Below are 20841 nucleotides of genomic sequence, written 5' to 3' on the forward strand. Positions count from 1 at the left end.
CGGAGCAGGGTGACGAAAGCTGCGTCGCCCCGGCATCAGCCCTGGTCGAGCGTCTGGCCGACAAGGCTTAGCCCGTCGGCCAAGCCGATTCCGCCAGGACCCTGTTGGCAAATGGAAGCGGACTCACGCTTCCTCGCTGGAAGCGTCGCCATCCCCGCTGGCGAGGACCAGGTGATCCGCACTGGCGCCGCCGGCCAATCGGTCAGTGCCGACTTCATCGCGGAGAGGATGGTCATCCCCCACCGCCCAGGAAGCCGCCTCCGGAGAGGCACCGCCGAGTATGGGAGTCAAATCGCCGGTGCCGAAGATCGTCGAGAGCCAGGTTGCCTCGCAAGCCTCAGAGACGGGCATCGCTCGGGGGCCATGCCTCCGGCGTTAGCAACCGCACGATATGCCAAGACGCCGAGCGTCCAAGCCGCGAGGCGCGATGTTCTAGAAGAGGCGCCGGTTCGCGGCATAGGGAACGATGATTTCGTCCCGGGCCACGACGTTCAGCAGCGCACGGGCGCGCTCCTCCAGCATGTCGCGGTCCAGATGCTCGGCCCGCAGGCCGGCCACCTTGCGCTCCATCGCGTCACGCTCCGCCTCCGCCTCGGCGAGCACAACCCGCGCCGCCGTGATCTCGGCATGACGGGCGTCACGCGCGATCAGCCCACGCGTGCCATGGATCGAGTGGTGCGCAAAATATCCACACAAGCCGAAAAAAATCGTCGGAAGCACCAGGGCCTGGGCCCGGCGCTTCACCCCCCTAACGAAAGCCAACTGCCCCTCCCCCGAAGGACTTAGGCCGATCGGAATGATCCCCTGCGCGCAGTAAAATCGGGGAGCTCCGGTCGCGCAAGGCGTTTCACAGCCGCGCGACCGAAATAGCTGTGGACGTTGCGCGCGCGCCGCGCCTGCGGCGCGCGCACGCTCCGTCAACGCCCGCGCGGCAGCACCGTCCGGCCCGCATAACGCGCGGCAGGGCCGAGATTCTGCTCGATGCGGATGAGCTGGTTGTACTTCGCGAGTCGGTCAGAACGCGACAGCGAGCCCGTCTTGATCTGCCCGCAATTGGTAGCGACGGCGAGATCGGAGATCGTCGCATCCTCCGATTCGCCGGACCGGTGCGACATCACCGCCTTGTAGCCGGCGCGATGCGCGGTCTCCACCGCTTCCAGCGTCTCGGTCAGCGTGCCGATCTGATTCACCTTCACCAGGATGGCGTTGCCCACGCCCTTCTCGATGCCCTCGCGCAGGCGCTCCGGGTTGGTCACGAACAGGTCGTCACCGACCAGGTTCACCGTCTTACCCAGCCGGTCCGTCAGCAGCTTCCAGCCAGCCCAGTCGTCCTCCGCGCAGCCATCCTCGATGGAGACGATGGGGTACTTCCCGCAGAGTGCGGCCAGGTAATCCACCATGCCGGCGGCGTCGAACTTCTTGCCCTCGCCCTCCATGTCGTAGGTGCCGTTCTTGAAGAACTCGGTGGAGGCGCAGTCGAGGGCGAACATGATGTCCTCCCCGACGCGATGGCCGGCCGCCTCGCAAGCCTGCGAGATGAAGTCCAGCGCTTCCTCGGCGCTGTTCAGATTCGGCGCGAAGCCGCCCTCGTCGCCCACATTCGTGGCGTGTCCCGCATCGTGCAGCTTCTTCTTCAACGCCTGGAACACTTCGGAGCCGATCCGCACCGCATCCGCCATGGTGCCGGCGGCAACCGGCATGATCATGAATTCCTGGATGTCGATGGGGTTATCGGCGTGCTGGCCGCCGTTGATGATGTTCATCATCGGCACGGGCAGGGTGCGGGCGAAGGTGCCACCGACATAGCGGTAGAGAGGCAACCCGTAATGCTCCGCCGCCGCCTTGGCCGTGGCAAGGGAGACGGCGAGGATCGCATTGGCGCCCAGGCGGCCCTTGTTCGGGGTGCCGTCCAGCTCGATCATCGCCTCGTCGATCTTCACCTGGTCGGTGGCGTCAAGACCGGACAGGGCGTCGAAGATCTCGCCCTCGACATTCGCGACCGCCTTGCGGACGCCCTTCCCACCGTAGCGGGACTTGTCGCCGTCACGCAGTTCCACCGCCTCATGGGCGCCGGTGGAGGCGCCAGACGGGACGATCGCGCGGCCGATGGCGCCGCTATCCAGCACCACCTCCACCTCAACCGTCGGATTGCCGCGGCTATCCAGGACCTCGCGGGCGATGATGTCGGAAATAGCGGACACTTGGGGGGCCTCCGGCTTCAGGACGTTGCCGCGGCGATAGGGCCGCGGGCCGGGCGCCGCAAGAGGGGGAATTCCGTTTGCCCTCGCCATCCCACCTGTCGGGATCGGCATGGTCCGCGAGGCCCGGCAAGAGGCAGTGCCGGGAGGATGAGCCGCCTTACTCTTCCTCGATGATCGCCTTGATCCGCTCACCCAGCACAGCCATCGCGAAGGGCTTGGTCAGCACATGCATGCCGGGTTCCAGGTGATCGGGATTGAGAGCCACGGTTTCGGCATAGCCGGTGATGAACAGCACCCGCAGCTTCGGCTGGATCATCCGGGCGGCCTCAGCGAGCTGGCGCCCATTCATGCCGCCGGGAAGGCCGACATCCGTGACCAGCAGATCGACACGGCGAGCAGCCTGTAAGGCCTTCAGGGCGGAGGGGCCCTCCTCCGCCTGAATGGCCGAGTAGCCGAGATCCTCCAGCACCTCGGTCACAAGCATCCGGATCGTCGGTTCGTCATCGACAACCAGCACCGTCTCGCCCGCCCCTGTGCGCGGCGCCTCGGCTGATTCCGGCAGTTCCTCGCCGGCCTCGGCCGATCCCTGATGCCGGGGCAGCAGGATGCTGATCGCCGTGCCCTTGCCCAGCTCCGAACGGATCCGCACCAGCCCGTCCGACTGTCGCGCGAAACCATAGACCATGGAGAGCCCCAGCCCGGTACCCTGACCGAGCGGCTTGGTCGTGAAGAAGGGTTCGAAGGCCCGTTCCAGCACGTCCGGCGACATCCCCACGCCAGTGTCAGAGACCGTGACCGCCACATAGTCGCCCGGCGGCAGCTCCGTCGTGTGGTGCGCCTCCATCACCAGATTGTCGGTCTCGATCGTCAGCTGACCGCCCTCGGGCATCGCGTCGCGGGCGTTGATGCAGAGATTGAGCAGCGCGTTCTCAAGCTGGTTCGCATCACATAGCGTCGGCCAGAGATGCGGGTGGAGCAGCGTTCTGACCTGAACGGCGGGACCCGTGGTCCGCCGGACCAACTCCCCCATATCCTCGATGAGCCGGTTCGCGTCGGTCGCCTTGGGGTCGAGCGTCTGCCGCCGCGCGAAGGCCAGCAACCGGTGCGTCAGCGCCGCCGCCCGGCTCGCCGCTCCCTGGGCCGCGCCGATATAGCGATCCAGCTCCCCGACCCGCCCCTGTGCCACCCGTGTCCTCAACAGGTCCAGGCTGCCGGAAATGCCGGTCAGCAGGTTGTTGAAGTCATGGGCCAGCCCTCCCGTCAGCTGCCCCAGCGCCTCCATCTTCTGCGCCTGGAAAAGCTGCTCGCGGGATTGCTCCAGCTGCAGCTGCGCCTCCCGGCGTTCCGTCAGGTCACGGGTGACCTTACCGAAGCCAATCAGCTCCCCGTCGTCGTCCCGGATGGGATCGATCACCACGCTGGCCCAAAAGCGGCTGCCATCCTTCCGGCGGCGCCAGCCCTCAGCCTCGTAGCGGCCCTCACGGCGGGCCGTTGCCAGTGCGCGGGCGGGCACGCCGGCCGCAACGTCTTCCGGCGTGTAGAAGCGGGAGAAGTGCTGACCTACGATCTCGTCTGCGGTGTAGCCCTTGATACGCTGGGCCCCGGTGTTCCAGTTACTGACCCGGCCTTCAGTGTCGAGCATGAAAATCGCGTAATCGTGCACGCCCTGCACGAGCAGCCGGAACCGGCGCTCGCTCTCCAGGGCCGCCAGATGGGCCGCGCGCTGCTCCGTCATGTCCCGAGTGATCTTGGCGAAGCCGACCAACTCGCCATCGATGCGGATGGGGTCGATGACCACCATCGCCCAGAAGCGGGTTCCATCCTTGCGCACCCGCCAGGCCTCGGCGGCGAAGCGGCCCGTTTCGGCGGCCGTCCGCAGCGCGTGCTCCGGCACCCCCACGGCGCGATCTTCCTCCGTATAGAAGCGGGAGAAGTGTGACCCGATGATTTCCTCGGCGTCGTACCCTTTGATGCGCCGCGCCCCGGGATTCCAGCTCACCACGTATCCGCGTGGGTCCAGCATATAGATGGCGTAGTCCACCACCGCCTGGATGAGCATCTCGGCAGCTTGCGAGGCGAGGTTCGGCTTTGCGCTGATCATTGGAGCACTGTTCGAGGCCTGCCCACTCTTGTGTTAGCTTCCTACCGAACGGTCTAAGCACCGATCGGCCCCAGCCTCAAGCTTTGTGGCCTTTATCACACCATTCCGCGTGCCAGAACACACCTCCTTCCCAGGTCAGCCACCTCCTGGCGGGGCGGCAAGCCGCCCCGCAGCGCAGCACGCCTCACGCTGCCAGCTTGGCTGCGATCCGCGCGACGTGCTCGCCCTGGAAACGGGCCGCGCCAAGGTCGTCCTGCGTCGGCTGAACGCTTCCGTCAGCACCTGCGATCGTGCTGGCACCATAGGGCGTGCCGCCCTGCACCTTGGTCACGTCCACCAGCGGGGCATAGGTGTAGGGCAGGCCCACGATCACCATGCCGAAATGATAGAGCACGTTGTTGGTTGCCAGGATCGTGCTCTCCTGCCCGCCATGGGTGCTGGCGGTGGAGGTGAAGGACGATCCGACCTTGCCCACCAATGCGTTGCTGGCCCAGAGCCCGCCGGCTTGATCCAGGAAGTTCTTCATCTGGGCAGCCATATTCCCGAAACGCGTCGGGGTGCCGATGATGATCGCGTCGTAATTGGCCAGCTCGGCCGGTGCCGCGATTGGAGCCGCCTGATCCAGCTTGTAATGGGACCGCCGTGCCACTTCCTCGGGCACCAGCTCCGGCACGCGCTTCACATCCACCATGGTGCCGGGCACCGAGCGGGCACCCTCGGCAACCGCATGAGCCATGGCCTCGATATGGCCGTAGCTGGAGTAGTAGAGAACCAGAACCTTCGTCATTGCCGGGTAACCTTTATCTCTTTCCGCCGGATCGGCGGGCCGGTCCCGGATTAGGGGACCGGCGGATACCCGGACAACCTCACTGGCAAATGGCCGTCATTCACGCGACGGCGGTGACAATCGCGTCAGCTCTGCCTTCAGCCCGCCTTGGCCAGGGCGTCGAAACCCTTCAGCCGCGCAATCAGTGCCGGCATCTCGCGAATCGGAATCATGTTGGGCCCGTCGCTGGGCGCTTGGTCCGGGTCTGGGTGGGTTTCAATGAAAACCATCGCCACACCCACAGCCACGGCTGCCCGGGCCAGCACCGGGGCGAATTCCCGCTGCCCGCCGCTGCTGCCACCCAACCCACCGGGCTGCTGCACGGAGTGGGTGGCATCGAACACCACGGGGTAACCCGTGCGCGCCATGATCGGGAGCCCGCGCAGATCGGAAACCAGCGTGTTGTAGCCGAAGGAGGTCCCGCGATCGCAAAGCAGGATCTTCTCGTTCCCCGTGGAAGCGATCTTCGCCGCCACATTCACCATGTCCCAGGGCGCGAGGAACTGCCCCTTCTTCACGTTGATCGCCTTGCCCGTCGCGCCCGCGGCCAGCAGCAGGTCGGTCTGCCGGCAGAGGAAGGCCGGGATCTGCAGGCAGTCCACCACCTCGCCCACCGGAGCGCATTGCGAGGCATCATGCACATCCGTCAGCACGGGGAGCCCGGTACGCTCCCGCACCTCCGCGAGGATGGAAAGTCCCTCGCTCATTCCTACCCCGCGCGCGGCATTCGCGCTGGTGCGATTCGCCTTGTCGTAGCTGGACTTGAAGACCATCCCGACGCCGGCATCGCGCGCCATGGCGGCGATCGCCTCGGCGCATTCCAGCGCATGGGCGCGGGACTCGATCTGGCAGGGCCCGCAGATGAAGGCGAGCGGGAGGTCGTTGCCGACCTCCAGGCTACCGATCGCGACGCGGCTCATACCAGCCGCGCCTGGCGGACAGCCGCGCCGATGAAGCCCGCGAAGACCGGATGCGGATCGAAGGGCTTGGACTTCAGCTCCGGATGGAACTGCACGCCAAGGAACCAGGGATGGTCCGGCCGCTCCACGATCTCCGGCAGCACGCCATCGGGCGACATGCCGGAGAAGCGCAGGCCGACCGCCTCCAGCTTCTCCCGGTAGTTCACATTCACCTCGTAGCGGTGCCGGTGCCGCTCCATGATCTCGGCCCTGCCGCCATAGATCGCACGCACCAGCGAATCCTCCGCGAGCAAGGAGGGATAGGAACCCAGCCGCATCGTGCCGCCGAGGTCACCGCCCTCCGACCGCCGCTCCACCTGGTTGCCGCGCTTCCACTCCGTCAGAAGGCCAACCACCGGATCCTCGCAGGGACCGAACTCGGTGGAGGAGGCGCCGGGCAGCCCCGCCTGGTTCCGGGCGGCCTCAACCACCGCCATCTGCATACCGAAGCAAATGCCGAGGAAGGGCACGTTCCGCTCCCGCGCGAACTGCACGGCGCGGATCTTGCCCTCGCTCCCGCGCTCGCCGAAGCCGCCGGGCACAAGGATGCCATGCACGCCATCCAGACGCTGGATGGCGCCCTCGCCCTCGAAGATAGAGCTGTCCACCCAGTCCAGCTTCACGCGCACATTATGCGCGATGCCGCCATGGGTCAGCGCCTCGCCGAGCGACTTATAGGCGTCAAGCAGCGACATGTACTTGCCGACCACGGCAACCGTGACCTCGCCCTCCGGATGTTGCAGCGAGTTGACGATGCGCTGCCAGCGGGTCAGGTCGGGCTCGCCGTAAACGGACATGTCGAAGTGACGCAGCACTTCGCGGTCCAGCCCCTCCGCATGGTACTGCAGCGGCACGGCATAGATCGAGGTGGCATCAAGCGCCGGGATCACGCTCTCCGGCCGCACGTTGCAAAAATTGGCGATCTTGCGCCGCTCATTCTCAGGGATCGGACGATCGCACCGGCATAGCAGGATCTGGGGCTGGATGCCGAGGCCCAGAAGTTCCTTCACGCTGTGCTGCGTGGGCTTGGTCTTCAGCTCACCGGCCGAGGCGATCCAGGGCACCAGGGTCAGATGCACGAAGAGCGAGTTGCGCGGCCCCAGCTCGTTGGCGAGCTGCCGCATGGCCTCCAGGAAAGGAAGGCTCTCGATGTCGCCCACGGTGCCGCCGACCTCGACGAGAACGAAGTCGTAATCCTCGACGCCGGAGGTGATGCCTTCCTTGATGGCGTCGGTGATATGCGGAATCACCTGCACGGTGCCGCCCAGATATTCGCCGCGCCGCTCCTTCGCGATCACGTCGGAATAGATGCGCCCCGTCGTCCAGGCATCGGCCTGGTTCGCATGCACGCCGGTGAAGCGCTCGTAATGGCCGAGGTCGAGGTCGGTTTCCGCCCCGTCATCGGTCACGAAGACCTCACCATGCTGATACGGGCTCATCGTGCCCGGATCGACATTGAGATAGGGGTCAAGCTTCCGGAGCCGGACCTTGTAGCCGCGCGCCTGCAGGAGCGCCGCAAGGGATGCGGCGGCAATGCCTTTTCCGAGGGAAGAGACCACGCCGCCGGTGATGAATACGTACCGCGTCATGGGAGGCCCTTATAGCGTGCGTGTAAACGCCGCTGCCAGAGGCAACGGACGCGGGGAAGCCATGCGCGACGCCCGGTTGAAGGGCGCCGCTGCCGTAACGAAGGCGTTAGTTGGTCGGAACGCTCGGCGCAGCGGGGGCGGCCGGTGCCGCAGGCGCGGCCGGGGTGGCGGGCAGGCTGCCCGGCGCGGTCGAACCCGCGCCCGGGGCGCTCGGCGTGGCGGAAGGCGGCGGCGAGTCGAAGAGGGAGCGCTGCCGCCCCGTCCCCTGGTTCAGCAGCCCGAGGGCCAGGGCGAGCGCCATGAACAGGGTCGCCAGGACGGCGGTCGCCCGGGTCAGCAGATTCGCCGTGCCCCGCCCGGTCATGAAGCTGCCCATGCCCTGGGAGGAGCCGATGCCCAGCCCGCCACCCTCGCTGCGCTGTAGCAGCACCACCCCGATCAGGGCGGCGGCCACGAAGAAGTGCAGGACGAGGAGGACGGTGGTCATGGTAGCGGGCTTCTAGCGCCCTTCGGGGCCGGGGGAAACACCGTTTCCCCCGGGGAAGGCTGTGTTTCCCTGCGGGGTGCAGGCTTTCAGGCCGGAACCGCGGCGGCGATCGCCAGGAAATCCTCCGCCTTCAGGCTGGCGCCACCCACCAGCGCCCCGTCAACATTCGGCAGAGCCAGGATGGCGACCGCGTTGGAAGGCTTCACCGAACCACCATAAAGAAGGCGGATCGTCTCGCCCTGCCCGGGGAAGCGCGCCACCACCTCGGCCCGCATCCGGTCATGCATCGCGGCGATGTCGGCCTCTGTCGGGGTCCGGCCAGTGCCGATCGCCCAGACCGGCTCATAGGCCACCACGCCCTTCGCCCCGGCGAAATCCGGCGGCAGGGAGCCGGCGATCTGCGCGGCCACCACCGCCTCCGCTTCCCCCGCGTCGCGCTGGGCCTCCGTCTCGCCCACGCAGACCACCGGAATCAGCCCGGCCTCGATCGCCGCACGCGCCTTGGCCTGCACCAGCGCGTCCGTCTCGCCATGGTCCGCCCGGCGCTCGGAATGGCCGAGGATGACATAGCCACAGCCTGCATCCGCCAGCATGGCGGCGGAGATATCGCCGGTATGGGCGCCATTCTTCTCGGCCGAGCAGTCCTGCCCACCGATCGCCACCGGCTTCCAGCCCATGGAGGCCGCGGCGACATGCAAGTGCAGGAAGGGTGGGCAGATCAGCAGGTCGGCATTCGGCACCCGGTCCAGCCCGGCGCGCACGCCCTCGGCCAGGGTGGCGGCCTCACGCAGCGTGCCGTTCATCTTCCAGTTGCCGGCGATGAGGGGGCGGACTCCGGGGGTCATGGGCTCTCCTGCGGTAACGGCGATGGATCGAAGCGTATCAGGCCGCGTATCGGCCACCTGTCCGTTTGGCAACGGGGCCGGGGTGCGCTACGGGCTGGCGCTCTCTCCGCCTCCCACAAGGCCACGACATTATGATCACCGCGTTCCGCCGCCTTACCGGCACCTGGTTCGCCAAGGGCCTGTTCCTGCTCCTGGTCCTGTCCTTCGGCATCTGGGGAATCGAGGATGTGGTCCGCAATTTCGGCCATGACAGCGCCGTGGCCCGCGTGGATGGAGAGCCGATCGACCTGGCCGAGGCCCAGAATGCCGCCCGGCGCGAGACCCAGCGCCTTCAGCGCCAGCTCGGCCCGCGCTTTGAGCCAAATGACCAGTTCCGGGCTGCCGTCGCCCGCCAGGCGCTGGACAGCCTGATCGCCACCCGTGCGCAGAGCCACGAGGCCCGCCGCATGGGCGTCGGCGCCTCGGTGGAAGCGGTGCGCGCCTATACCTTCGCCATCCCCGCTTTCCATGGGGCGGACGGCCAGTTCAACCCGCTGATCCTGCAGCAATTCCTCCGCCAGAATGACCTGACCGAGGCCGATTTCACCCGCCTCATCGTCAGCGACCTGGAACGGCAGCAACTCGTTGGCGCCGTACGCGCGAGCGCCCGCGCCCCTGAGACCCTGACCAGGCAGCTCCTGGCCTTCGCCAATGAACGGCGGGTCGCGGAGGTGGCAGAGTTCCCCTTGCTGAACGCCCCGGAGACGCCGGCCCCAACTGAAGCCCAGCTCACCCGATTCCACGAGAACAACCCGGCCCAGTTCTCCTCCCCCGAATACCGGGAGGCCTCCCTCGCCCTGCTCAATGCCGAGACCTTGCTGCCCCGCGTGACCGTCACCGATGCCGAAGTCGAGGCCGGGCTGGACGCACAGCGCGAGCGCACCGGCACGCCAGAGCGCCGCAGCGTGGAGCAGGCTCTGGTGACCACCAAGGAGGCCGCCGACGCCATCCGCGCCGCATGGGTCGGCGGGGCCGATCTCGAAGCCATCAAGACGCAGGCCGAGGCAGCCGGCGGCACCGCGCTCGACATGGGCCAGGTCTCCCGCGCCGACATGCCCGTGGAGAATGTCGCGGCCGCCGTCTTCTCCCTGCCCGAGGGCGGCGTCACCGAGCCGCTCCAGAGCCCCTTCGGCTGGCATGTGATGAAGGTCACCGCCATCCAGGCCGCTGCCGAGAAGCCCCTGGACGAGCTGCGTGCCGAAACTCGCCAGGCTCTGGCCCAGGAGCGGGCCGCCGACCTCACCTATGAGGAGGCCAATCGGCTGGAGGACGCCCTGGCCGGCGGCGCCACGGTGGAGGAGGCGGCGCAGCAGTTCCACCTCACCCCCACCCGCGTTACCCTGGACCGGCAGGGCAATGGCCCGGATGGCCAGCGCGTGGAGCTGCCCGGCGGCCCGCTGGCCCGGAGCGCAATCCTGGAGGCCATCTTCGCCAATCCCTCCGGCTCCGGTCCGCGTGTGGCCGAGGCCGGAGGCGGCTTCGTCGCCCTGGACGTGACCAAGACCATCCCCGCCGCCCTGAAGCCCTTCGCGAGCGTGGAGGAGGAGGTACGCCGCGCCTGGACGCTCGACGCCCGCCGCCGGGCGCAGGAGGAGCGCGCCGCGGCGCTGCTCGCCGCCGCCCAGGCCGGCAAGGACTTCGCGGAGGCCGCGCGCGAGGCCGGGGTAGAGCCGGTTCGCATGGGCCCCTCCCTGCGCGACCCGCAGCAGGCCATCCCCGGCGGTATCCCGCGGGAGCTGCTGCCCGCGATCTTCGGCGCCAAGGTCGGGGATGTGACCATGGCCCAGACCTCAGCCGGCTATGCCGTCGCGCGCCTGGCGGAGATCGTCCCCGCCGATGTCTCGGCGGACACCGAGGGCCTGGCCCGGGTGAAGGCGGAGGTGGAGCAAACCATGCAGGATGACCTGGAGGCGCAATACGCCGCCGCCCTGCGCGCCCGCGGCAATGTCACGATCAACCAGTCCATGATGGATCAGGTGGCCGCCCGATGACCGTCGCTGAAAGCTACGCCGCCTTCGCCGCCGCCCATGAGGCCGGCCGCGGCCAGGTTCTGTTCCGCGAACGCGTCGCGGATCTCGACACGCCGGTCGGCGCATTTCTCAAGCTCGCCGAGGGCCGGCCGAATACCTTCCTGCTGGAAAGCGTGGAGGGCGGGCAGAGCCGCGGCCGCTACTCCGCCATTGGCCTCGCCCCCGACCTGATCTGGCGCTGCCGGGACGGGCGCGCCGAAATCAACCGTCACGCTCTTTCGGCCCCCCATGCCTTCGTGCCGGAGCAGGCGGCGCCGCTCGATAGCCTGCGCGCCCTGATCGAATCCTGCCGCATGGAGCTGCCCGCTGGCCTGCCGCCCTGCGCAGCCGGCCTCTTCGGCTATCTCGGCTATGACATGGTCCGGCAGATGGAGCGCCTGCCGGACAAGAACCCGGATGTGATGGGCATCCCGGATGCCATCCTTGGCCGGCCGACCGTGATGGCCGTCTTCGACCATGTCCGGGACATTCTGACGCTTTGCGCGCCGGTCTATCCCGACCGGGCCGAGACAGCGCGCGAAGCCTATGAGGCCGCCCAGGCCCGGCTCGATGAGGCCGAGGCGGCGCTGGACCGGCCCGTGCCCCGTCCCGCGCCTCCGGCTTCCCTGCCCGCCCCTGGCGCCCCTTCTTCCAACTTCACCAAGGAGGGCTTCATCGCCGCGGTGGAGCGCGCGAAGGAGTACATCGCGGCGGGCGATTGCTTCCAGGTCGTGCCCAGCCAGCGTTTCCAGGCGCCCTTCGCCCTGCCGCCCTTCGCGCTCTACCGAGCCCTGCGGCGGCTGAACCCGGCGCCCTTCCTTTTCCATTTCGACTTCGGCGGCTTCGCGGCCGTCGGCGCCAGCCCTGAGATCCTGGTCCGCCTGCGGCACGGCACGGTCACTGTCCGCCCCCTCGCCGGCACCCGCCGCCGCGGTGCAACGCCGGAGGAGGATCTAGCGCTTGAGCGCGAGCTGCTGGCCGATCCGAAGGAGCGGGCCGAGCACCTGATGCTGGTCGATCTCGGCCGCAACGATGTGGGCCGGGTGGCGCAGACCGGCACGGTCCGCGTCACCGCCCAGTTCGGGATCGAGCGCTACAGCCAGGTCATGCATATCAGCAGCGAGGTCCAGGGCCTGCTTCGCCCCGGGCTTACGGCACTGGATGCCCTCATGGCGGGCTTCCCAGCCGGCACCCTCTCGGGCGCCCCCAAGGTGCGGGCCATGGAGATCATCGAGGAGCTCGAGCCGTCCCGCCGCGGGGTCTATGCCGGCTGCTTCGGCTATTTCGGCGCCGATGGCGGCATGGATACCTGCATCGGCCTCCGCATGGCCCTGGTGAAGGACGGGGTCATGTCGGTCCAGGCCGGCGCCGGCGTCGTGGCGGACAGCGACCCGGAGGCGGAGTACGAAGAGACCCGCCAGAAGGCCCGCGCCCTGTTCCGTGCGGCCGAGGAGGCTGTGCGCTTCGCGGCCGTCGCGCCCCGCCGCCAGATCGGCTGAAATACCGAAAATGGCGGGCGAGTCCCCTCAGCAAGGCATGGCGATGGACCTCTTCGAGACCAACGGCGTCAAAATCGACATCTCGCACCCGCGCGTCGCGCCGGTGGCGGAGGATTTCCGGCGCAATATCTACGAAGGCCGGGAAGCGCGGCTGGTCCATCAGGTAATCCGCCCACATCACCGCGTCATCGAGCTGGGCACCTGCACCGGCTTCCTGGCCATGCAGGTGGCCCGCATCATCGGCCCCGATCGCGTCTGGTGCTACGAGGCGAGCCGCGAGAACGCTGTCCTTGCGCTGCACCACTTTTCCTTGAACGGGCTGCCCATCGCTCTCTCGAATGCCGCCGTCCTCTCCCGCCGGAGCGCGGCCGGGAGGACGACCACCGACCTCTTCGTCTCGCCCTCCCTCGTCTCCTCCTCCCTCCTTCCGATCCCGCGGCGGGAAACCGTGCCCGTGCCGGTAGCGGTGTTCGAGGAGGAGGTGGCGCGCCACCAGGCCAACTTCCTGATCATGGATATCGAGGGCGGCGAGGTGGACCTTCTCGGCACGGCCGAGCTGGACCCGATCACCGGAATCATCATGGAAACGCACTACCGCAAGGCCGGAATTGCGGCGACGGATGCCATGGTGAAGCGCCTCTACGACCGGGGCTTCCGCATCAACCTCCGCAATTCGGGCAGCGAGGTGCTGCACCTCTATCGGGAAGGACACGAGGCCGACCTCGAAGGCGCCTGGTAGGCAACCGCCTGCCGCAGGGCCGGGCGTCGAGTCGGACGCTTGACCGCCGGGGGCGCCTGGGCCGAAGTGAGGGCGCCATGATCCTGCTCATCGACAACTACGACAGCTTCACCTTCAACCTCGTCCACTTCCTTGGGGAACTGGGCGCGGAGGTGGCGGTCTGGCGTAATGACACGCTGTCGGTCGAGCAGGCCCTGGAGATGAAGCCGTCCGCGATCGTGCTCTCGCCCGGCCCCTGCACGCCCAATGAGGCGGGGATCTGCCTGGACCTGATCGGCGCGGCGGCGAAGAAGGGCGTGCCGCTCTTCGGCGTCTGCCTGGGCCACCAGTCCATCGGCCAGGCCTTCGGCGGCACGGTGGTGCGCGCCCCGACGCCGGTGCACGGCAAGGTGCATGACATGCATCATGGCGGGAAGGATGTCTTCGCCGGCCTTCCCTCCCCGTTCCGCGCCACGCGCTACCACTCGCTCGTCGTCCGCCGGGACGACCTTCCGGAACAGCTCACGGTGACGGCCGAAACCTCGGACGGCCTCATCATGGGCCTCGCCCACCGGGACCTGCCGGTCTGGGGCGTGCAGTTCCACCCGGAGAGCATCGCCTCCCAGCACGGGCACGACATGCTGGCCAATGTCATGCGGATGGCCGGGATCAACCTGCCGCCCCGCTCAGGCATGGGCCCCGAGACCCTCTCCCGGGCCGCCTGACCATGTCGCTCAAACCTGTTCTGGCCCGGCTCGCCGCCGGGGAGCGCCTCGCTGAGAGCGAGGCAGAGGCAGCCTTCGACACCGTCATGGCCGGCGAGGCCACGCCCGCGCAGATCGCGGGCATGCTGATGGCCATGCGCGTCCGCGGGGAAACCGTGGCGGAGATGACCGGCGCCGTGCGGGCCATGCGCGCCCGGATGATCGCGGTGGAAGCCCCGGAAGGCGCCATCGACCTGGTGGGCACAGGGGGAGACGGCGCGAAATCGCTCAACATCTCTACCGCCGCCGCCCTCGTCGTGGCCGGCGCCGGGGTGCCGGTGGCCAAGCATGGCAACCGCGCCCTTTCTTCCCGCTCCGGCGCTTCGGACGTGCTGTCGGCCCTGGGTGTCAACACGGATGTGCCCTTCGAACGCATCCCCGAGGTGCTTCAGGAAGCCGGCATCTGCTTCCTGATGGCCCCCCGCCACCACGCCGCCCTGCGCCACGCCGCGGGCCCGCGCATGGAGCTGGCGACCCGAACTATCTTCAACCTGCTGGGTCCGCTGACCAATCCCGCCCGGGTCCGCCGCCAGATGACAGGGGCCTTCTCGCCCCAGTGGCTGCGCCCGATGGCCGAGACACTCGCCCGCATCGGCACGGAGCATGCCTGGCTCGTTCATGGCCAGGGCATGGACGAGCTGACCATCGCCGGCCCTTCCCATGTCGTCGAACTGAAGAACGGCGTGATCCGGGAATTCGAGGTGACGCCCGAGGAGGCTGGCCTGCCCCGCCACCCCGCCGAATCGCTGCGTGGCGGCGAGCCTGCGGAGAATGCGGAGGCGCTGCTCGGTGTGCTTCGCGGGGAGGAGAGCGGCTACCGGGACTGCGTCCTGCTTAACGCCGCTGCCGCGCTGATCGTGGCTGGCCGGACCGCGGATCTGCGGGACGGAGCGCAAATAGCGGCGGAGTCGATCGCCTCGGGCGCCGCCATGCGGGCCCTGGAGACGCTGCGGGCCGCCACGGCCTGACCGGCCCGTCCGGCGCCCTCTTCCCGGGGGCCGGGCAACCGGTCCTCTAAAATCACCCGATCGTTTGAAATCATGTGCCATGGCCGAAAAGACGGCCAGGGCGTTGAAGCGGAATGTTCGGCCGACATCTCAGCTGGCGCTGGTCCTCGCACCCGCCGCAACAACGCGCTCCGGCGGGCGTCGACCGATCTCCTCCCCGCTTGACGCGCCCCGCGCATCGGCGCCAGGAACCGCCCATCATGGACCAGACCTTCCCGGTTACGGACGCGCCCCTCTCGGACACGCTCCGTCAGATCATCGAGGACAAGCGCGCCGAGGTGCAGACCCGGCAGCAGGAAACCTCGCTGCAGGAGATGGAGCGGCGGGCGCGCGACTCCGACAAGCCTCGGCCCTTCACCGGCGCTCTCTGCAATGCGGTGGCCGAGATGCGGATCGGCCTGATCGCCGAGGTGAAGCGCGCCTCCCCTTCAGGCGGGCTGATCCGTGAACCCTTTGACCCCGCCGGAATCGCCCAGGCCTATGAGGCGGCCGGCGCCACCTGCCTCTCCGTCCTGACGGACGAGCCCTATTTCCAGGGTACGCTGGAGCATCTGCGCCTGGCCCGGGAGGCAACGAAGCTGCCCGTGTTGCGCAAGGACTTCATGATCGACCCCTGGCAGGTCTTCGAGGCCCGGGCGGCAGGGGCCGACGCCATCCTCATCATCATGGCCGCGCTGACCGATGACGAGGCCGAGGCCATCGAGGACGTGGCGCGCAGCCTCGATATGAGCGTGCTGGTCGAGGTCCATAACGAGGCCGAGCTGCATCGAGCCTTAGGGCTGGAGACCAGGCTGATCGGCATCAACAACCGTGACCTCCGTACCCTGAAGACCGACATCGCCGTCACCGAGCGCCTCGCGCCACTCATCCCCGCCGACCGCATCCCCGTGGCCGAGAGCGGCATCCGCACGCCCCAGGATGTGCGCCGCATGGTGAATGCCGGGGCCCGCTGCCTGCTGGTCGGCGAGCACCTGCTACGTCAGCCGGACCCGGGCGAGGCGGCCCGCATCCTGGTGCAGGCCGCTTGAGCGGCCCCCTCACCCATTTCGACGCTGCCGGACGGGCAGCGATGGTGGATGTCTCGGCCAAGGCCGAGACGGTGCGCGAGGCCACGGCCAAGGGCCGCATCACCATGCAGCCCGAGACCCTGGCCCTCATCGCCGAAGGCCGGGCGGGGAAGGGCGACGTTCTGGGCGTGGCCCGCCTGGCGGGGATCATGGCCGCCAAGCGCACGGCCGAGCTGATCCCGCTCTGCCACCCCCTGCCCCTCTCCTCCGTCTCGATCGACCTGGAGCTCGCCGCGCCGGATGCGGTGGAGATCGCCGCCACGGCCCGCACGGCCGGCCGCACTGGCGTCGAGATGGAGGCGATGACAGCCGTCACCGTCGCCGCGCTGACCATCTATGACATGGTGAAGGCTGTGGATCGCGGCATGCGGATCGAGGCCGTCCGCCTCACGCGGAAATCCGGCGGAAAATCCGGTCTCTACGAGGCGCCCTGATGATCCCGGTGGCGGAGGCACTGCAGCGCATCCTCGCGGGCGTGTCGCCCACCGGCCCCGAGACTGTTCCCCTCCCCGAGGCCTGGGGCCGCGTGCTGGCGCGCCCCGTCCTCGCGCGGCTGACCCAGCCGCCGACTGATGTCTCGGCGATGGATGGCTATGCCCTGCGCGCCGCGGACGCCACGCTGGGCGCGCGGCTGCGCGTGACCGGCGCATCTCCGGCCGGGCATCCCTTCGCCGGTCCGGTCGAGCCGGGCGAGGCGGTGCGGATCTTCACCGGTGGCACCGTGCCGCCCGGGGCCGACGCGATCCTGCTTCAGGAGGACGCGACGGCTGAGGACGGGCATGTTGTCGTAAACGAGGCGGCCCGTGCCGGCCGCCATATACGCCGCGCCGGCCTTGATTTCGCGGCTGGCGACGAATTGCTGTCCCCTGGCCGACGTTTGACGGCGCGCGACATCGGGTTGGCGGCTGCTGCCAACCACCCTTGGCTGCAGGTCCATCGCCGCCCCCGCATCGGCATCCTCGCCACCGGCGACGAGATCGTGCTGCCCGGCGAGGCCATTCCCGCCGGCGGCATTGTCTCCTCCAACGCCCATGCCCTGGCCGGGCTGGTGCGCGGGGCCGGGGCCGATCCGCTGGTCCTGCCGATCGCCGCTGACGACCGTGACGCCATCGCCGCTGCCGCAGAAGCCGGTCGACGATGCGACCTGCTGGTGACCACCGGCGGCGCCAGTGTCGGCGAGCATGACCTCGTCCAGGCCGCACTTGGCCCTCAGGGCTTCTCCCTGGATTTCTGGAAGATCGCGATGCGGCCGGGCAAGCCGTTGATCTGGGGCGACCTGCGCGGCACTCCATTGCTCGGCCTGCCCGGGAACCCGGTTTCGGCCATGGTCTGTGCCGTGGTCTTTCTCATCCCGGCCTTGCGGCGTCTCTCCGGCCTGTGCTCCGGCCCGGTCGAGACGCGCAGCGCCGCTCTGGGGCAGCCCATGGCGGCGAATGACCGCCGCCAGGACTTTGTCCGCGCATCCCTTTCGCGCGATCCCACGGGCGGCCTGGTGGCCACTCCCTTCCCGGTGCAGGACAGCTCCATGCTGGCCACCCTGGCCCGGGCGGATGCGCTGATCCTGCGGGAGCCCCACGCGCCAGCCCTGGAGGCGGGGGCAAGCGTACAAGTTGTGGAACTTTCCTCTCTGGGCGTGTGAAGGCGGCATTGACCGACGCGGGAGAACTTTCATAGAACTTCCGTGTCGGTTGCCCGTTTGTTCGTGCATAAGACTGCCCCCCTCGCCCCCAGGGAGATGCCGGCCCATGCTCACCCGGAAGCAGCACGAGCTGCTCACCTTCATTGATAAGCACCTCCGGAACACCGGGTTCTCTCCGTCCTTCGAGGAGATGAAGGAGGCGCTGAACCTCAAGTCGAAGTCCGGCATCCATCGCCTGATCACGGCGCTGGAGGAGCGCGGCTTCCTGAAGCGCCGCGCCCATCGCGCCCGTGCGCTTGAGGTGCTGCGTATGCCCGACAGCCTGGCGCCCCGCGCCGCCCAGGCCGCCGTGGCCGCTGCTGCCCCGGCCCCCGCCCCGGCCTTCGCGCCGAACGTTATCCGCGGAAATTTCGCGCCGAACCTTCCCGGCGCCGTGCGTACGGCGAACGATGCCGCAGCGGTGCATTTGCCGCTTTATGGCCGGATCGCCGCCGGTCTGCCGATCGAGGCGCTGCGCGACGGGGGCGAGAGCGTCGAGGTTCCGGCCGCGCTGCTGGGGGGCGGCGAGCATTACGCGCTGGAGGTGGCCGGCGATTCGATGATCGAAGCCGGCATCCTGGACGGCGACACGGTGATCATCCGCCGAGGCGACACCGCCGAGAACGGTGCCATCGTGGTCGCGCTGGTGGATGAGAACGAGGTGACGCTGAAGCGCCTGCGCCGCCGCGGCAACTCGATCGCGCTGGAGGCGGCCAACCCGCGCTACGAGACGCGCATCTTCGGCCCGGACCGCGTGAAGGTGCAGGGCCGCCTTGTCGGCCTGGTCCGCCGTTATCACTGAAAAGCCTCAGAGAAGCATGACGAGTCCCGGGGGAAGGCATTCTCCCCGGGCTTCTTTCATTCCGTCTCGGCCGGCGGCTCGGCCTGGGGCTGCGTCCGCGGGACGGGCTCTGGCGGCACCCAGGGCCGCCGCCCCCGCGCTGCCCGGTCCGAAAGGATGGTCACGCCCGCCGGGGTCAGCCAGATCGCATGGGCACCGTCCCGCCAGACGCTGATGCGGTCGACATGCGGCGTCTGCCGGCAGCGTCCCCGGATGGGCTCCAGCGAGATCATGATGGCCGCCTGCCCGCATCCCGTCTCCACCAGAACCGGCGGGGGCGGCGGAGCCGGGCCACGCCGCGGCCGGGGCGCCTCGCGCGGGGGTTGGCGCAGCAGGATGGCCGCCTGCGCCTCCGGGCGCGGACGAAGGAGGCAGGCCAACATGGTGCAGGTCGCCGCGCCATGCGCCGCTTCACCATCACGGGGAAGGGGCAGGCCGCCCTCCTCCCCCCAGCTCCGCAACCAGGATTCGCGGATCAGGCGGTTGGCGCCGGAGCTCCGCTCGGACAGCACGCCGGATGGAGTGGCCAGGGCGAGCATCCGCCCATCGGCCGCAACCAGAATATCGGGCGGCACGACCAGCAGGCCGGAAAGCAGCCCCAGCGCCATGACCGGCACGCCCGCCCAGCGCCAGGGAAGGCGCCAGAGGCAAAGCCAGCACAAGCCCAGAGCGAAGACCCCCAGCCCCCAGCCCGGAATAGGTGGCGCGGCCAATGCGGCGCCGGGCCAGGACGCCACGACACGTCCGGTCAGCAGCGTTGCGTCCACTCCCCAACCCATGACGGACAGGGCCGGTCCTTCGAGCCCGAGGGGCATCAGGAACAGGGCCAGCATCCCCGCCGGCATGACGACAAAGGTGGTCAGCGGCACGGCGATGCCATTCGCCACCACGCCATAGAGCTGCAGCCGCCCGAAATGGTGCAGGCCGAAGGGCGTGGTGGCCGCACCTGCGACCAGCGAAGTGGTGACCAGCCCCAGCACCACCAGCGCCGCCCTTCCGTGCCAGCCTCGCGCCCGCAAGGTCCGGCTCGGCCCACGCAGCGCCTCCGCCGCCGCGATCAGCGCCAGCACGGCGGCGAAGGACATCTGAAAGGAGGGCCCGGTCAGCGCGGCGGGGTTGGCGAGCAGGACCAGCCCCGCCGCCAGGGCGAGGGCCCGTGGTGAAAGCGCCCGCCGCCCCGTCAGCACCGCAAGGGTCACCAGCGCCGCCATCACAAAGGAGCGCACCATTGGCACCCCCGCCCCGGTGAGCAGCGTATAAGCGCCCCCCAACACGAGCCCCGCCAGTGCCGCGCCTCCTTTGGAATCGATCCGCAGCGCCAGCCAGGGAATGGCGGCGATGGCCGCGCGCAGCAGTACGAAGCCAATTCCGATGACGACCGCCACATGCAGGCCGGAGACGGAAAGCAGATGCGCCAGGCCAGCATCGCGCAGATCCGTCAGCGCGGCGGCGGGGATACCGGATTGCGACCCGGTAAGCAGCGCCGTCGCGACGGTGCCCGTGGCGCCGGGCAGCGCGGCGGTGATGCGGGCCTCGATGGCCGCGCGGAGACCGGCAAAGAGCGGCGCGTCTCCCTGCACGAGGATCTGTGCGGGATTCAGCGCGAAGCCCGACCCTGCCAACCCGCCGAAATAGGCGCTGCGCTGGAAATCGAAGCCCCCTGGATAGGCGGGCGGCATCGGCGGGCGCACCAGCGCCCGGACGGCGACGACGTCACCTGGGGCGGGGCGCGCCGGATCATCCGCGCGCAGTCGGATGCGGATCTGCCGCTCCAGCGGGGGGCCATCGCCCAGGCGTGGGGTGTCCAGCACCACCCGCCGGCCCTCGGGGAGCAGGTCCACCGAGGCGACCTTGCCCGAGACAATGCTCGCGGTGCGTGGAAGCTCTGGAAGGGGCGCCGCGATCCAGGCATGGAACAGGGCCGCGGCAAAGCCCAGGGCGCCAGCACCGAGAAGGGCCAGAACTGCCGATGTCAGGAGCCAACGTGATCGCAGGAGCATCGCAAAGGCCAGCAATGGCCAGGGCAGAGCCAGCCAGCCGAGCGCCGGCTCCGCTCGCAGCCCGAAGTAAGCGAGCACCCCAACCCCCAAGGCAACCGGCAGCCAGAGCGGCCAGCGCGCCCATTCAGCCGCCACCCAGCCCATCGCCCGCTCGGAAAGCGGAATGGGCAGCGCGGTGACCGGAACGGGGGAGACATGGACGGACATGGGC

General features: G+C 69.0%; 18 protein-coding genes. 9 read left to right on the forward strand and 9 right to left on the reverse strand.

From position 1 onward, the window contains the following. Positions 1 to 432: 432 nt before the first annotated feature. From ACO1BU_RS00330 to tpiA, 8 genes are all read right to left on the reverse strand, one after another. Positions 433 to 762, reverse strand: coding sequence for an FtsB family cell division protein (locus ACO1BU_RS00330; protein ID WP_424133897.1), 330 nt, complete (start codon positions 760 to 762; stop codon positions 433 to 435). 155 nt (positions 763 to 917) lie between these two features. Continuing rightward, on the reverse strand, positions 918 to 2201 hold the full coding sequence (gene eno, locus ACO1BU_RS00335) for a phosphopyruvate hydratase (RefSeq protein WP_424133898.1): 1284 nt from the start codon (positions 2199 to 2201) through the stop codon (positions 918 to 920). Between the two features lie 157 nt (positions 2202 to 2358). After that, positions 2359 to 4302: a hybrid sensor histidine kinase/response regulator gene (locus ACO1BU_RS00340; RefSeq protein ID WP_424133899.1), complete on the reverse strand. Its 1944-nt coding sequence runs from the start codon at positions 4300 to 4302 to the stop codon at positions 2359 to 2361. Between the two features lie 184 nt (positions 4303 to 4486). Then, a complete protein-coding gene (gene wrbA / locus ACO1BU_RS00345) occupies positions 4487 to 5089 on the reverse strand; it encodes an NAD(P)H:quinone oxidoreductase (protein ID WP_424133900.1) in 603 nt (200 codons plus the stop codon). A gap of 137 nt (positions 5090 to 5226) precedes the next feature. Then, positions 5227 to 6048 carry a 3-deoxy-8-phosphooctulonate synthase gene (gene kdsA, locus ACO1BU_RS00350; RefSeq protein ID WP_424133901.1) on the reverse strand — a complete coding sequence of 274 codons (822 nt, stop codon included), beginning with the start codon at positions 6046 to 6048 and terminating at the stop codon, positions 5227 to 5229. Next, positions 6045 to 7676, reverse strand: a complete 1632-nt coding sequence (locus tag ACO1BU_RS00355; RefSeq protein ID WP_424133902.1) for a CTP synthase — start codon at positions 7674 to 7676, stop codon at positions 6045 to 6047. The genes kdsA and ACO1BU_RS00355 overlap by 4 nt, the downstream gene beginning before the upstream one ends. A 106-nt stretch (positions 7677 to 7782) precedes the next feature. After that, positions 7783 to 8163 carry a preprotein translocase subunit SecG gene (secG, locus tag ACO1BU_RS00360; RefSeq protein WP_424133903.1) on the reverse strand — a complete coding sequence of 127 codons (381 nt, stop codon included), beginning with the start codon at positions 8161 to 8163 and terminating at the stop codon, positions 7783 to 7785. Positions 8164 to 8249: 86 nt separating this feature from the next. Then, positions 8250 to 9008, reverse strand: a complete 759-nt coding sequence (tpiA, locus tag ACO1BU_RS00365; protein ID WP_424133904.1) for a triose-phosphate isomerase — start codon at positions 9006 to 9008, stop codon at positions 8250 to 8252. A gap of 131 nt (positions 9009 to 9139) precedes the next feature. On the opposite strand from tpiA, the gene ACO1BU_RS00370 reads away from it, so the two are divergent. The 9 genes from ACO1BU_RS00370 to lexA all read left to right on the forward strand — a co-directional run bounded on the left by ACO1BU_RS00370 (position 9140) and on the right by lexA (position 18591). After that, positions 9140 to 11038, forward strand: coding sequence for a peptidylprolyl isomerase (locus tag ACO1BU_RS00370; protein WP_424133905.1), 1899 nt, complete (start codon positions 9140 to 9142; stop codon positions 11036 to 11038). Further along, positions 11035 to 12555: an anthranilate synthase component I gene (trpE, locus tag ACO1BU_RS00375; RefSeq protein WP_424133906.1), complete on the forward strand. Its 1521-nt coding sequence runs from the start codon at positions 11035 to 11037 to the stop codon at positions 12553 to 12555. Before ACO1BU_RS00370 ends, trpE begins: the two co-directional genes overlap by 4 nt. 10 nt (positions 12556 to 12565) lie before the next feature. Continuing rightward, positions 12566 to 13294 (forward strand): FkbM family methyltransferase, encoded by a 729-nt coding sequence (locus ACO1BU_RS00380; protein WP_424133907.1) that lies wholly within the window; start codon positions 12566 to 12568, stop codon positions 13292 to 13294. Positions 13295 to 13371: 77 nt separating this feature from the next. After that, positions 13372 to 13998, forward strand: a complete 627-nt coding sequence (locus ACO1BU_RS00385) for an anthranilate synthase component II (RefSeq protein WP_424133908.1) — start codon at positions 13372 to 13374, stop codon at positions 13996 to 13998. Between the two features lie 2 nt (positions 13999 to 14000). Next, positions 14001 to 15005 carry an anthranilate phosphoribosyltransferase gene (trpD, locus tag ACO1BU_RS00390; RefSeq protein WP_424133909.1) on the forward strand — a complete coding sequence of 335 codons (1005 nt, stop codon included), beginning with the start codon at positions 14001 to 14003 and terminating at the stop codon, positions 15003 to 15005. Positions 15006 to 15244: 239 nt separating this feature from the next. Next, a complete protein-coding gene (gene trpC / locus ACO1BU_RS00395) occupies positions 15245 to 16072 on the forward strand; it encodes an indole-3-glycerol phosphate synthase TrpC (RefSeq protein ID WP_424133910.1) in 828 nt (275 codons plus the stop codon). Continuing rightward, the gene (moaC, locus tag ACO1BU_RS00400; RefSeq protein ID WP_424133911.1) at positions 16069 to 16545 is read left to right on the forward strand and encodes a cyclic pyranopterin monophosphate synthase MoaC; all 477 of its coding nucleotides are present in this window, start codon (positions 16069 to 16071) and stop codon (positions 16543 to 16545) included. Before trpC ends, moaC begins: the two co-directional genes overlap by 4 nt. Then, positions 16545 to 17750: a molybdopterin molybdotransferase MoeA gene (locus ACO1BU_RS00405; protein WP_424133912.1), complete on the forward strand. Its 1206-nt coding sequence runs from the start codon at positions 16545 to 16547 to the stop codon at positions 17748 to 17750. The genes moaC and ACO1BU_RS00405 overlap by 1 nt, the downstream gene beginning before the upstream one ends. A gap of 106 nt (positions 17751 to 17856) precedes the next feature. After that, the gene (gene lexA, locus ACO1BU_RS00410) at positions 17857 to 18591 is read left to right on the forward strand and encodes a transcriptional repressor LexA (RefSeq protein ID WP_424133913.1); all 735 of its coding nucleotides are present in this window, start codon (positions 17857 to 17859) and stop codon (positions 18589 to 18591) included. A 56-nt stretch (positions 18592 to 18647) separates the two neighbouring features. On the opposite strand, the gene ACO1BU_RS00415 is transcribed toward lexA, so the two are convergent. Then, positions 18648 to 20837 carry a ComEC/Rec2 family competence protein gene (locus ACO1BU_RS00415; protein WP_424133914.1) on the reverse strand — a complete coding sequence of 730 codons (2190 nt, stop codon included), beginning with the start codon at positions 20835 to 20837 and terminating at the stop codon, positions 18648 to 18650. Between the last annotated feature and the right edge of the window lie 4 nt (positions 20838 to 20841).

The organism is Roseomonas chloroacetimidivorans (assembly GCF_049629625.1).
GTDB classification, from domain to species: domain Bacteria; phylum Pseudomonadota; class Alphaproteobacteria; order Acetobacterales; family Acetobacteraceae; genus Roseomonas; species Roseomonas chloroacetimidivorans.